This is a genomic window from Lentzea aerocolonigenes (assembly GCF_000955955.1).
GTDB lineage: Bacteria > Actinomycetota > Actinomycetes > Mycobacteriales > Pseudonocardiaceae > Lentzea > Lentzea aerocolonigenes_A.
On sequence record NZ_JYJG01000536.1, the window covers coordinates 1 to 11549 of the forward strand.

The following is an 11549-nucleotide window of genomic DNA, read 5'->3' on the forward strand; positions in this document are numbered from 1 at the left end:
GTCGAAATCCGGGGCGACGGCCGGCAGCCACGGCAGTACCTGTGTGACCTGGCTCTCAACGGCCGAGCCGAAGAGCGTGGTCTCACGAACTTCGGGTGTGCATCCGCATGTCGACGTGCTGAAACCACCGGGCGGTACGAACGCCGTTGTGCTCGTGCTGCACGGCGGACGGGAACACGGCACCGAACCTGTCCGCCGTCACAACCTCGCATACCTGCGGATGGTTCCGCTGGCCCGAGCGCTGCGTGCGCCCGGCGTCGAGGTCTGGAACCTGCGCTACCGGGTCCGCGGGTGGAACGCGCCGAGCCTCGACCCGGTCAAGGACGCGCGGTGGGCGCTCGACAAGATCGCCGAACTCCATCCGGGCAGACCGGTAGTGGTCGTCGGCCACTCGATGGGCGGCCGCACCGCGCTGAGGGTGGCCGGGCATCCGAGCGTGATCGCGGTGTGCGCGCTCGCGCCGTGGATCGTGCCGGGCGAGCCGTTCGAGCAACTCAAGGGCAAGGCGCTGCTCATCGCGCACGGCGACCAGGAGCGGATGACGGACCCCGCGAAGTCGCTGTGGTTCGCGCGGCAGGCCAAGACGGTCACGGCGAGGGTCGCGCGGTTCAACGTCGAGGGTGACGGCCACGCGATGCTCAAGCGGGCACGGGACTGGACCCGGCTCGTGGTCGACTTCGTGCGCGGTGAGCTCGGACTCGAACCGGTGGCACCCGACATCGCGAACGCCATGCGGGAGGCCTCGCCGGGTGGCCTCGACGTGCCATTGGGAGGTTCGCGTGGCTGAGGTCGCCGTCATCGGGGCAGGAGTTGCCGGGCTCACCGCCGCCTACGTGTTGCAACGCGGGCACGACGTCACGTTGTTCGAGGCGGACGAGCGGCTCGGCGGGCACGCGCACACGCACGACATCGGTGGTGTGGCCGTGGATTCCGGGTTCATCGTCCACAACGAACGGACGTACCCGAACCTGGTCCGGCTCTTCCGCGAGCTGCAGGTGTCCACTCAGGACTCCGAGATGTCGATGAGCGTGCGGTGCGACGGGTGCGGGCTGGAGTACGCCGGCGCGAAGAAGCTGCCGGGGTTGTTCGCGAAGCCGGGCAACGCGACGAACAGCCGCTACCTCAGGATGCTGTCGGAGATCACGCGGTTCTACCGGCACGCTCAGCGCGTCCTCAGCTACGAGGAGGCGCACGACGTCACGCTCGGCGCGTTCCTCGCGATCGGCGGGTACAGCAGGTACTTCGTCGACCACTTCATCATCCCGCTGGTCAGCGCGGTGTGGTCGTCGGGTGCGGCGCTGAGCATGAAGTACCCGGCCTGGTACCTGTTCGAGTTCCTCGGCAACCACGGCATGTTGTCGGTCGGTGGCACGCCGCAGTGGAAGACGGTCGTGGGCGGCTCACGCACGTACGTCGAGCGTGCCGCGAAAAATCTCAACGCCGTACATGTGAACACTCCGATCCGTGCCGTCACGCGCACCACCAACGGCGTGGAGATCCGTGACGACAACAACGTGCTGCACACCGCGGACCACGTCGTCATCGCCACGCACCCGGACCAGGCGCTCGGGTTGCTCGCGGATCCGACGCGCGAGGAGAAGGAGGTGCTGGGCGCGTTCCAGTACTCGCGCAACGAGACCTGGCTGCACACCGACGCCTCGATCCTGCCGCGCACGAGTGGGGCGAAGGCGTCGTGGAACCTCTACAAGCGAGCGTGCAACGAAACCAGCGGCCAGGTGCTCGTCAGCTACCACATGAACCGGCTGATGCGGCTCGACGAACCGCGCGACTTCGTGGTGACGCTGAACCCGCACGACCTCGATCCTGAGCGCGTCCTCGCGCGGATGGTCTACGAGCACCCGATCTACACGCCGGAATCCGTTGCGGCACAACGCCGTCTGCCCGAGGTCAACAGCGCCACGACCGCGTACGCCGGCGCGTACCACGGCTGGGGCTTCCACGAGGACGGCTGCGCGTCCGGAGTGCGCGCGGCCAGGCACTTCGGGGTCGACTGGTGATCTACGACGTCGTCATCACGCACACGAGACGCGCGCTGTTGGACCGGACTTTCAGCCACCGCGCGTACATGTGGCTCGTCGACCTCGATCAGCTGCCACGCCTGCCGTGGTGGGTGAAGCCGTTCGCGCGCTTCGAGTCCCGCGATCATGTGGGTTCGCCGGACAAGACCATCCGGGCGAACCTGGACGAGTGGCTGGCCGAACGCGGGATCCAGCTCGGCGGCGGGCAGGTCCTGATGCTCGCCAACGCCCGTGTGCTCGGCTACGTCTTCAACCCGCTGTCCGTGTACTGGTGCCACGACGCGTCCGGAGCGCTCGTGTGTGTGGTCGCGGAGGTGCACAACACCTACGGCGGACGGCACTGCTATCTGCTGCACACCGATGCCGAGGGCCGGGCGTCGGTCGACAAGGAGTTCTACGTCTCCCCGTTCCTGGAAGTCGACGGCCACTACGTGATGAGGCTGCCGAGACCGGGAAGCCGGCTCTCCGTGACCATCGCGTTGCGGCAGAACGGGAAGACGACCTTCAGCGCCACGATGAAGGGCACCCGCGGCACGGGCCTGCGGATGCTGTTCAGACGGCCGCTGATGCCCCAGCGCGTGTCCGCGCTGATCCGCCGTCATGGCATCGCTCTGTACTTCAAGCGTCTGCCGATCGTTCCCAGGAGTGGTGAATGAGCACGTTGTCCCTGCCTCGACCCGGCCAGGGCATTTGGCCGGATCTGTTCACGACGCCGCGGTCGCCGTTGCGCGCGCGGATCGCCGAGTCGTTGTTCCGCAACGCCGTGCGCACGTTGCCGGTGACCGTTCATCTGCCCGACGGTCGCACGTGGGGTGCCGGCGGACCGGTCATGCGGCTGGTGCGACCCGCGGCGTTCTTCCACCGGCTCGGCGCCGACGCCAAGATCGGCTTCGGCGAGGCGTACATGGTGGGCGACTGGGTGTCCGACGAGCTCGCGGACGTGCTGTCGGCGTTCGCGGCCCGGTTGACGACACTGATCCCGCCTCGCCTGCAGCAGCTGCGGCGGTGGGCCGAGCGGCGCCAGCACGAGATCAACGACGTCGCCGGTTCGCGGCAGAACATCCACCGGCACTACGACCTGTCGAACGAGCTGTTCGCGGCGTTCCTGGACGAGACGATGACGTACTCGTCGGCGTTGTTCGAGAACAGGGACGTCGACCTGCGCACGGCCCAGCTGCGCAAGATCGACGGCGTGCTCGACTACGCGGGGGTGCGCTCTGGGTCGCGGGTGCTGGAGATCGGCACCGGGTGGGGTGCGCTGGCCATCCGGGCGGCCGAGCGTGGCGCGACGGTCACGTCGTTGACGATCTCAGCGGAACAGCGGAAGTTGGCGCTGGACCGGGTGAGGGACGCGGGCCTTCACGATCGGGTGACGGTCGAGCTGCGCGACTACCGAGAGGAGCAGGGTCGGTACGACGCCGTGGTGAGCGTCGAGATGATCGAGGCAGTCGGTGCCGAATATTGGCCGGCGTACTTCTCGATGCTCGATCGGGTGCTTGCGCCGGGCGGCCGGGCCGGACTACAGGCCATCACGATGCCGCACGACCGCATGATCGCCAGCAAGGCCACCTACAGCTGGGTTCACAAGTACATCTTCCCCGGTGGGCTCATCCCGTCGGTCCGGTCGATCGAGGAGTCGGTGCGCGACCACACGCGGCTGCGGATCGTCGAGACCCGGTCGTTCGGCCACGACTACGCCGAGACCCTCAAGCGCTGGCGGCACACGTTCCTCACCCGTTGGGACGAGGTGGAGCAGCTCGGCTTCGACGACACCTTCCGCCGGATGTGGGAGTTCTACCTGGCCTACTCGGAGGCCGGGTTCCGCGTCGGCTACCTGGGCGTACAGCAATTCGCCATGGCCGAAAGACTGGGCCATTAGGACCACCTTCTGCCCCAATTGGGTGCTGCTTTCCCCAGCCGGCTGGACTTCGTGGTCCTCTTGGAAGCAGGCGGTATCAAACGGCTAGCTGCGGTCTCTTTCTCAGTGAAGCCCCTAGTGTCGCTGTAGTGGAGGAGGTCGCCGGGATGGTTCAACCCACAGCCGTGCGGACCGGTGGCGGTGTCGGCGTCCTCTCACCCGAGGACACTTGGAACCAGCCAACGGTGCCCATGCGCCGTCGGGTGCACCAGGCACCGGTCTCCAACCAGTGGCTCGCCGAAGCCGAGTTCGCGGACCTCGTCGATGCCGCTCTAGCCGGAGACAGACGGGCGGTCGAGCACCTGCTCGGCCGGATCCAGCCGTTGATCGTGCGCTACTGCCGCGCCCGTGTCGGCGGCCGGGAACGCACTCTCGTCTCGGCCGAGGACATCGCGCAGGAGGTGTGCGTGGCGGTGCTCGGCGCGTTGTCCAAGTACCGCTACGAGCCGGGTTCGTTCCTGGCCTTCGTGTACGGCATCGCCGCGCACAAGGTCGCCGACGCCCGCCGCCGCGCCGTCCGCAACCGCGCGGAGGTCGTGCCGGAGCTGCCGGACTGCCCTTCTCTCGAGGACGGGCCGGAGCAGCGTGCGGTCAACGGCGAGATGCTGACCCAGGTCACGCGGTTGCTGCACAAGCTGCCGGCTCGTCAGCGCGAGATTCTCGTGCTGCGGGTGGCGGTCGGGCTGTCCGCGGAGGAGGTCGCGCTCGCGGTCGAGTCGACGCCGGGCGCGGTGCGGGTCGCGCAGCACCGCGCGCTCACCCGGATGCGGGAGATGATCGCCGAGGAAGGCTGACTCTCAGCCGGCCCGCCATAGGGTCGGGGCATGACCCGCTTCGAGGTGATCACCGAGATCGCCGCGCCGCCGCAGCACGTGTTCGACCTCAGCCTGGACGTCGGGGTGCACACCGCGTCGATGGCGGACTCCGGCGAGCGGATCATCGGCGGCGTCACGTCCGGCCGGATGCGGCTGGGTGACACGGTCACCTGGGAGGCCAGGCATTTCGGGCTGCGGTGGCGGATGACGTCGCGGATCAGCGCGTGCGATCCGCCGGTTTACTTCGTGGACGAGCAGGTCGAGGGGCCGTTCCGCAGGTGGCGGCATGAGCACCACTTCGAGCAGGACGGTGCCGGCACGCTGATGCGTGACGTGGTGGAGTTCGCGGCGCCGCTCGGCCCGCTCGGGCGGCTCGCCGAGCTACTGGTGCTCGACCGGTACATGCCTCGGCTCATCCGCATGAGGAACGAGCACCTCACGAACCGGATCCTGCTCCACGGCGCCGAGGCTGTCCCAGAGAGCGGCCGGGCCGTGGGAGGCGAGAGTGGTGATGGCCGCCGGTGAGACGGCGAGGCCGAAGCCCGTGGACACCTGGATGCCGCGCGGGCCTGCTCACGACTCTGCGGCAGGACGTTATGTCCGGTACACCGTCAATCTGCCCGACCTGACGGCGCGGACGTGATCATACGTTCGGGACTGCTGTCCTGAGGTCGGTGAACGCTGCGGCGAGAGCCGTCAGCAGGATCAACGCCCCGAACGCCACCAACGCGACCGCACCACCGACGACGTCTGCCGCGAACGCGCCGAGGACGGGCGCGAGAGGGGTGAGCGCACGGGTGACGACGGTCAGCACGGCGTCCATACGTCCCATGAGGTCGTCGGGGACCATCGCCACGAAGACCGCGCTCACCGAGACGTTGAGCATCGGCGTCGCGATCGCCGTGACCATCAACGGCACGAACGGCCACCACGCGCCGAACGGGAGCGCCATGGACACGTTGCTCGCGCCGAAGACCACGAGCACCGCGACCACGAGTCGTGCGGGCGTCACGGCGACCCTGGGCGAGATCAGCGCGCCGAGCACGCCTCCGACGCCGATGCCGGTGAGCACCAGGCCGACCAGCCAGTCGGGGCCGCCGCGTTCCTTGACCACGGCGACGACCGGGATCAGCGTGGCGCCGCCGAGCAGGTTGAGCGTCAGGAAGATCGCCATGAGGTTGCGCAGACCGTGCTGGTGCCACAGCCACGCCCATGCTTCTTCGAGGTCGTGGTGCATGCGCTGGCGAGGCCGTTGCTCGGCGCGTGCGGGGATCTTGGCGAACCACGCGCAGACGGCGGCTATCAAGAACGAGATGGCGTCCGCGACGAACGGGACCGCGCGGCCGAACCCGAAGAGCAGTGCGCCGAGCGACGGGCCGGCGAGCCAGGCCGTGTGGCCGCGGGCTTCCTCCTGGGCGTAGGCGGTCTTGAGCTGCTCCGGTGGCACGACCGATTTGATCGCGGTCGACCGCGCGGGGCCGGTGAAGGCGGTGCAGACGCCGTCCACTGCGGCCAGTGCGATGAAGAGGGTGATGGAGTTCAGGCCGGTGATGACGTTGGTGGCCATCGCGGCGACCGTCACCGCCTGCGTCGTCTGGCTCGCCATGAGGACTTTGCCGCGGTCCCAGCGGTCCACCCACACACCCGCCGGCATCTGCGCGAGGATCAGCGACGCCGCCCGCACGCCCGCGATGACGCCCGCCCAGAAGAACGACCCGGTGACCGCGAGGATCAGCAGCGGCATGGCGTAGGTGGTGAGCTGCGTACCCAGCTGCGAGACGGCGCCGCCGAACCACAGCAGCTGGAACTGGACGTTTTTCCTGAGTGGAACCCCCATGGGGCCCGTTTCTAGCGCATGGGGCCGCTGAACGTCTTCCCGGGTGGAACCCCCGAGCCGGACGTTTCCGGCGCATGGTGTCAGTGTCGGGTGGCAAAGTTGTCCCATGGCTGATCCGGACTTCGACGTGCTGCTCACCGGCACCGTCTTCCTCGACATCATCTTCACCGGCCTGCCCCGCCCCCCAGCGGCGGGGACGGAGGTGTGGGCCGAGGGTCTCGGGTCGTGTCCAGGTGGGATCGCGAACCTGGCGGTGGCGCTGCGCCGGCTGGAGCTCAAGACCGCGCTGGCGGCGGCGTTCGGTGAGGACGCGTACGGCGACTTCTGCTGGGACGTGCTGGCCGACCAGGAAGGTGTCGACCTCTCTTACTGCCGCCGGTTCTACGGGTGGCACTCGCCGGTGACCGTGTCCATGGCGATGGAGCGCGACCGGTCGATGGTCACGCACGGGCACAAGGCGCCCGTGGCCGCGGATGATCTCTTCTGCCCGCCGCCGTCGTCGCGCGCGTGTTTCGTGCACATACAGGGGGAGGACGAGCAGTGGGTGCGCACGGCCAAGGAGAACGGCGCGCTCTTGTTCGCGGACATCGGCTGGGATCGCACCGGGGCGTGGTCGCCGGAGCTGTTGCGTCGCCTCGAGGGCTATGACGTGTTCCTGCCCAACCACGTGGAGGCGCAGGGGTACACGCGCACTGATACTCCGGAGGCCGCGGCGCGCAAGCTGGCCGAGCACGTGCCAGTGGTGGTCGTCACGCGCGGGGGTGGGGGCGCGGTCGCTGTCGACAGCTCTACCGGCGAAGTCGTCGACGTGCCGGGGCTGAACGTGGCGCAGCTCGACGCGACCGGGGCAGGTGACGTGTTCGGCGCCGGGTTCGTGATGGGCACTCTCGCCGGGTGGCCGCTGGAGCACCGGGTGCGGTTCGCGAACCTGTGCGCCGCGCTGTCGGTGCAGCACTTCGGCGGTTCGTTGTCGGCGCCGGGGTGGGGTGACATCGCGGTGTGGTGGCGGACGGTGAGCAGGAGGCCGGACGAGGAGCTGACGCGGTACGGGTTCCTCGACGACCTGCTGCCCGGCCACACGGGCGTGGAGGTGAGGAGGGCCAGCCCGACGATCGGCCTGCGGCTACTCCGCTAGCTTGAACAAGCAACAGCCGAGTCCACTAGATCCGGTCGGCTTCTGGCGCGAGCGGTCGAAGTCCTCGCCCTCGTCCTGGTAGCTGGTGCAGCCCGCGATCTCCGGCAGCTTCGCGAGCGCGTCCGGCCGAAACCGCGCTGGCGAACGCCGCACCGTCCTGATCGGACAGTGGTCGCGTCGCCCGACGTGGTCCACAGCCGGTCGTTCGACTGCCGCCAGTTCGCGCCGAGCAGCTCGGCGCGAACTGGCGGGGTCGGTGGTGCCGGCGTCCGGACGGGCAGTGGTCGCCGGTGCGGGGTTGGGGATCAGGAGCCGAGTGGGCGAGACCACCGGGGACATGCCCGCCAATGCGGCCGCCAGCAGAACTGTCGATACGCGCGGTGCCACCGTCCCGCCTGTGTGGAATCTGCGGCCGCGCGTGTTTTTCAATTGTTCCCCGGGCTTTGAAAGCCCTTTGTTCAGCAGTGGTTGACGTGAGCCTTCAAGTCCGCCGCGGAGCCGGTGCCCACGTAGTAGTCGGTGACGTACTGGGCGCCTTCGTTGACCTGGATCCAGAGGTTGTCGCCGTTGATCGACTGGCCCTCGGTGTAGCAGATCAGTTGAACATCGCTGCCCTTGGGAATGACGAATGCCGTCGGATATCCGGTGCCGGGTCCGCCCGAGTGGACGTTGAGGTCCGCCAGCGCGGGCGAGCACCAGATCCCCCAGTAGCCGGGGTTGCAGTGGTAGTAGGCGCCGGCTGCGGAGGCAGTGCCACCGGTGACCAACGTGAACGCCGCTGCGATCGCGGTCATCAGCATGAGTTTCGTGCGCATTGTTGCCCCCAGGAGTGCGTGAGAAGTGCCTCGCTCAGCAGTCGTGAGGGGAAGCGAACATGTGACGATGCCCGAGGCGTTTTTCCCCTGAGACATGCGTGTTCGCTGATTCGCCAACCCCCCAGGCCTGACGAGGTTTTCAATTGTTCGGATCACGCGGCTTGACGTCAAGCGATCGTGGTCAACTGTTTCCCGGGAATCCGATGCGCGGATGTCTGAGTTTGATTTTATCCCTTGATGTCCGTTTCCGCGGTCGTGCCGGGGCCGGTGACGTGTTTGACGCGGGGTTCGTGATGGGCACTCTGGCCGGGGTGGCTGCTGGAGCACCGGGTGCGGAGGGCTGGCCCGACGATCGGACTGCGACTACTCCGGTAGGTTGAAATCAGTCGATCAGCGGACGCAACCTCACGGGCCTCCCGCGCGACTTATAGGTAGAGAGTCTCTCTGGGGTTTGGTTCGGAAGGAGTTGCGGGTTGTTCGCCGCACGCGCGTCAGGCTTGGTCAAGTTGCTGGGGTTGTGCCTGACGGCGGGTGTGCTCCTCGCCGCGATGGTGTTCCCGTTCGTCGGAGGCCTCGGGCTCGCGTCCAACCGCGCGGCCGACGAGGTCGACAAGACGTCCGGTGATCTCGCGAAGGCGGAGCTGCCGCTCGTCACGACGATCCAGGACATGAACGGCGAGCCCATCGCCTACCTGTACGACCAGTACCGGATTCCGCTCACGGCCGGTGAGATCTCGGACACCATGAAGGCCGCGATCCTGGCGATCGAGGACAAGCGGTTCTACGAGCACCGCGGCGTCGACTGGCAGGGCATCGCCCGTGCCGCCGCCAAGGCCGGTGTGGACGGTGGCGCGACGCAGGGTGCCTCGACGCTGACGCAGCAGTACGTCAAGAACTACATGGCGTTCGTGCTCGGCGCGGACAACGAGCAGGAGGCCTGGGAGAAGGCCACCGAGGCCACCGTCGGCCGCAAGCTGCGCGAGGCCCGCATCGCCCTGCAGCTGGAGCAGGAGGTGTCGAAGGAGGACATCCTCGCCGGCTACCTGAACATCGTGCCGCTGGGCAACCAGACCTACGGCGTCGGCGCGGCGGCCAAGGCGTACTTCAACACCACGGCCGACAAGCTGACCGTCCCGCAGGCCGCACTGCTCGCCGCGATCGCGAACCGGCCGTCGTCGCTGAACCCCGGTGCCTCCCCGGACAAGGCGCTCGAGCGTCGCAACATCGTCATCGACAAGATGCGCGAGAACGGCGCGTTCGGCAAGGACGAGGCAGAGGCCAAGACGAAGGCCGAGGAGTACAAGGCCGCGCCGCTGGGCGTGGTCGACAACCTGCAGCTGCTGCCCAAGGGCTGTGTCGGCGCCGGTGACGGCCCGATCTACGGCTTCTTCTGCGACTACCTGCTCGACTACCTGCGCGCGGCGGGCATCACGAACAAGCAGCTGCAGCGCGGCGGCCTGACCATCAAGACCACGCTGGACCCGAAGGCCACCAAGGCGGCGAAGCAGTCGGCCGAGCAGCAGGTGCCGAAGACCCAGAACGGCATTGCGAACGTCATGTCGGTCGTCGAGCCCGGCAAGGACAAGCACAAGGTGCGCGCCCTCGTCGCCAACCGCGACTACGGCAACAACGCCGAGCTCGGCCAGGTCGCCCGTCCCGTACCCGCCGAGGTCCTCCCGTTCGGTCCCGGCTCGGTGAACAAGGTCTTCACCGCGGCCGCCGCGCTGGAGAACGGCGTCACCGGCATCGACAAGACCATCGACGTCCCCAACACCTACACCTCGAGGGCGTACGCGAACGGCGGCACGCCCTGGACGATCCACAACGCGGGCCCCTACTCGGACAAGATGTCGCTCACCCAGGCCCTCGCGACCTCCCCGAACACCGGGTTCGTGATCCTGCAGGAGAAGACGGGCCTGGGCAAGGTCGTGGACATGGCCTACCGCCTGGGCATGCGCGACACGCTCAGCAGCGTGAACCGCGGCGGCGAGCCCCTGAAGGCGGACGGCTCGAACGGCCCGTCCCAGGGCGACTGGACGAAGCAGGCCAACGCGGGCTCCTACACCCTCGGCCCCGGCGCCACGAGCGTCCTGGAACTGGCCAACGTCGCGGCCACCATCGTCTCCGGCGGCACCTGGTGCCCGCCGACCCCGGTGGAGAAGGTCATCGACCGCTACGGCAAGGACATCCCGCTGAAGGAAAAGCCCTGCGAGCAGGCCGTGACCCCGGACCTGGCCTACTCCCTGGCCCAGGGCCTCTCGCACGACGTGCTGCCCAACGGCACCGCTGCCGGCGCAGTCCCTCCGGGCTGGAACCGCAACATGATCGGCAAGACCGGCACCACCGAGGAGCACAAGTCGGTCGCCTTCATGGCCGCCACCATGCAGTACGCGGGCGCCGTGATGACCTACGCCGACGGCAACAACCCGCAGGTCATCTGCGCGAACCCGATCCGCCTCTGCCCGGGCTCCTCGGCCGGTGTCTACGGTGGCCAGGTCGCCGCGCCGACGTGGTTCAACGCGATGAAGGTGATCCACGAGGGCCTGCCGGCGGTCCCGCTACCGCCCGCCGCTGCCCGCTACAAGTAAAGCCAGCTCGATCGCAGGGCCGCCGGACGCCAACCGCGTCCGGCGGCCCTTTGCTTTGCCCACCGAGCCGCGCGCACCCGCCAGCGCCGCCGAGCGTGGGAGTTGTTGCAGGTGGGCTGGGCGCGAAGTGGGCTGGGTGCCCTGCCGGGAGCGCGGGACGAGGTGCTGTGGCGGATGGGCGAGCGCTGAGCGGGTAGAGCACCCGCCAGGGCCACGGGCTGGGGAGACCGTGGCGGGTGGGCGAGGGTCGGGGCAGTGCGAAGCCGGAGGCGAGCAGTTCTTCCCGCTAGGGGTGGTGCGAAGCCGGAGGCGAGCAGTCCTTCCTGCCAGGGGTAGTGCGAAGCCGGAGGCGAGCAGTTCTTCCCGCCAGGGGCGATGCGAAGCGAGCCCGAACGCGGGCTG

The 11549-nt window shown here is 68.4% G+C and carries 11 protein-coding genes; 8 read left to right on the forward strand and 3 right to left on the reverse strand.

Annotated features, from left to right (window positions below; genetic code table 11):
• The first annotated feature begins 148 nt into the window (after positions 1–148).
• The 6 genes from UK23_RS45930 to UK23_RS45955 all read left to right on the forward strand — a co-directional run bounded on the left by UK23_RS45930 (position 149) and on the right by UK23_RS45955 (position 5297).
• Complete coding sequence (locus UK23_RS45930; RefSeq protein ID WP_419503932.1) at positions 149–787, forward strand: alpha/beta hydrolase; 639 nt, start codon at positions 149–151, stop codon at positions 785–787.
• A complete protein-coding gene (locus UK23_RS45935) occupies positions 780–2018 on the forward strand; it encodes an NAD(P)/FAD-dependent oxidoreductase (protein WP_045318160.1) in 1239 nt (412 codons plus the stop codon). Before UK23_RS45930 ends, UK23_RS45935 begins: the two co-directional genes overlap by 8 nt.
• Positions 2015–2695, forward strand: a complete 681-nt coding sequence (locus UK23_RS45940; RefSeq protein ID WP_231114989.1) for a DUF1365 domain-containing protein — start codon at positions 2015–2017, stop codon at positions 2693–2695. The genes UK23_RS45935 and UK23_RS45940 overlap by 4 nt, the downstream gene beginning before the upstream one ends.
• Complete coding sequence (locus UK23_RS45945; RefSeq protein ID WP_045318162.1) at positions 2692–3918, forward strand: SAM-dependent methyltransferase; 1227 nt, start codon at positions 2692–2694, stop codon at positions 3916–3918. The genes UK23_RS45940 and UK23_RS45945 overlap by 4 nt, the downstream gene beginning before the upstream one ends.
• Positions 3919–4064: 146 nt before the next feature.
• Positions 4065–4751, forward strand: a complete 687-nt coding sequence (shbA, locus tag UK23_RS45950) for an RNA polymerase sigma factor ShbA (RefSeq protein ID WP_231114990.1) — start codon at positions 4065–4067, stop codon at positions 4749–4751.
• Positions 4752–4781: 30 nt separating this feature from the next.
• Positions 4782–5297 (forward strand): SRPBCC family protein, encoded by a 516-nt coding sequence (locus UK23_RS45955; protein ID WP_082115515.1) that lies wholly within the window; start codon positions 4782–4784, stop codon positions 5295–5297.
• A gap of 118 nt (positions 5298–5415) precedes the next feature.
• Here UK23_RS45955 and UK23_RS45960 read toward each other — a convergent pair whose 3' ends face one another.
• Entirely contained in the window at positions 5416–6609 is a 1194-nt protein-coding gene (locus tag UK23_RS45960) for an MFS transporter (RefSeq protein ID WP_045318163.1), read from the reverse strand.
• A 106-nt stretch (positions 6610–6715) separates the two neighbouring features.
• On the opposite strand from UK23_RS45960, the gene UK23_RS45965 reads away from it, so the two are divergent.
• Positions 6716–7744: a carbohydrate kinase family protein gene (locus tag UK23_RS45965; protein WP_045318164.1), complete on the forward strand. Its 1029-nt coding sequence runs from the start codon at positions 6716–6718 to the stop codon at positions 7742–7744.
• Here UK23_RS45965 and UK23_RS52370 read toward each other — a convergent pair.
• Positions 7733–8131, reverse strand: a complete 399-nt coding sequence (locus tag UK23_RS52370; RefSeq protein WP_156213876.1) for a hypothetical protein — start codon at positions 8129–8131, stop codon at positions 7733–7735. The two genes, UK23_RS45965 and UK23_RS52370, sit on opposite strands and share 12 nt — an antisense overlap.
• Positions 8132–8202: 71 nt before the next feature.
• Positions 8203–8538: a hypothetical protein gene (locus tag UK23_RS45975; protein WP_196778182.1), complete on the reverse strand. Its 336-nt coding sequence runs from the start codon at positions 8536–8538 to the stop codon at positions 8203–8205.
• A gap of 494 nt (positions 8539–9032) precedes the next feature.
• On the opposite strand from UK23_RS45975, the gene UK23_RS45980 reads away from it, so the two are divergent.
• The gene (locus UK23_RS45980; protein WP_045318166.1) at positions 9033–11147 is read left to right on the forward strand and encodes a transglycosylase domain-containing protein; all 2115 of its coding nucleotides are present in this window, start codon (positions 9033–9035) and stop codon (positions 11145–11147) included.
• Positions 11148–11549 lie beyond the last annotated feature (402 nt).

Bases quoted from the DNA above. Each gene is read 5' to 3' on its own strand.
- UK23_RS45945 (WP_045318162.1), top strand. From the start codon at position 2,692: ATGAGCACGTTGTCCCTGCCTCGACCCGGCCAGGGCATTTGGCCGGAT.
- shbA (WP_231114990.1), top strand. From the start codon at position 4,065: ATGGTTCAACCCACAGCCGTGCGGACCGGTGGCGGTGTCGGCGTCCTC.
- UK23_RS45955 (WP_082115515.1), top strand. From the start codon at position 4,782: ATGACCCGCTTCGAGGTGATCACCGAGATCGCCGCGCCGCCGCAGCAC.
- UK23_RS45960 (WP_045318163.1), bottom strand. From the start codon at position 6,609: ATGGGGGTTCCACTCAGGAAAAACGTCCAGTTCCAGCTGCTGTGGTTC.
- UK23_RS45965 (WP_045318164.1), top strand. From the start codon at position 6,716: ATGGCTGATCCGGACTTCGACGTGCTGCTCACCGGCACCGTCTTCCTC.
- UK23_RS45975 (WP_196778182.1), bottom strand. From the start codon at position 8,538: ATGACCGCGATCGCAGCGGCGTTCACGTTGGTCACCGGTGGCACTGCC.